The sequence below is a fragment of the Leptospira mtsangambouensis genome (assembly GCF_004770475.1).
GTDB classification, from domain to species: domain Bacteria; phylum Spirochaetota; class Leptospiria; order Leptospirales; family Leptospiraceae; genus Leptospira_A; species Leptospira_A mtsangambouensis.
The window spans coordinates 1-746 of record NZ_RQHK01000018.1; the positions used below are offsets into that span (position 1 = coordinate 1).

A 746-nucleotide genomic window follows, 5' to 3' on the forward strand; every position below is an offset into this window, starting at 1 on the left:
GACTTTAGTCTATTTGCTTTTCTATTTGGCCTTGTCGGTGGATCACCTACATCTTCCCAAAACCTGACCCCAGGTGCCACCATTGATCTGTCAGGTGATGGAAAACCCGATGGAACCTTAGTAGATTCTGATGGCGATGGTGTATCCGATGGAATCAACCTTACCGGTGGAACCACTCCCAATCTAATCCTCATCGATACCAATGGGGATGGGATTCCTGATGCTGTCGACACGAATGGAGACGGACTCCCAGATTATTATATTAGTCCTAACCCTCCAGGATTTCTTACCACAGGGCCTGGCGGAACAGGAAATCCTGTGGTCGTCATTGTGGATGGTAATGGGAATCCACTCGGTTTTGATACCGATGGAGATGGAACTCCTAACGACACTTCTATCGTTACCATCTTAAGTGATACAACTCCCCCAACCATCACCAGTTCTTTGTTAACTGGAACTTTTTCCACAACACAAACAACAACACTCACTTGTTCCGATAACAAAGCACCAGGATCGATTGTTTATACTTTGGATGCATCGACTCCTAGTTTCTCACCGAAACAAGGAACCATCATCACAAAATCTTCCCAAGCAGTTTCTCTATCCACAGAAGGAAGTCATACCCTCCAAGCCCTCTGTCGTGACTTAGCAGGAAATCTTTCTGCACCCATTAGCATCGTTTATACGATCGATACAAAAATTCCTGCGTTGACCCTTGTGAGTCAATCGGCAACAGCCATTAGTGC

Annotated in this window: 1 protein-coding gene; it reads left to right on the top strand. The window is 45.7% G+C overall.

All coding sequences use genetic code 11. The annotated features are described in order from the left end of the window. Positions 1-746: chitobiase/beta-hexosaminidase C-terminal domain-containing protein (locus EHR01_RS19170; protein WP_208721821.1), on the top strand; the 746-nt coding region annotated here is incomplete at both ends.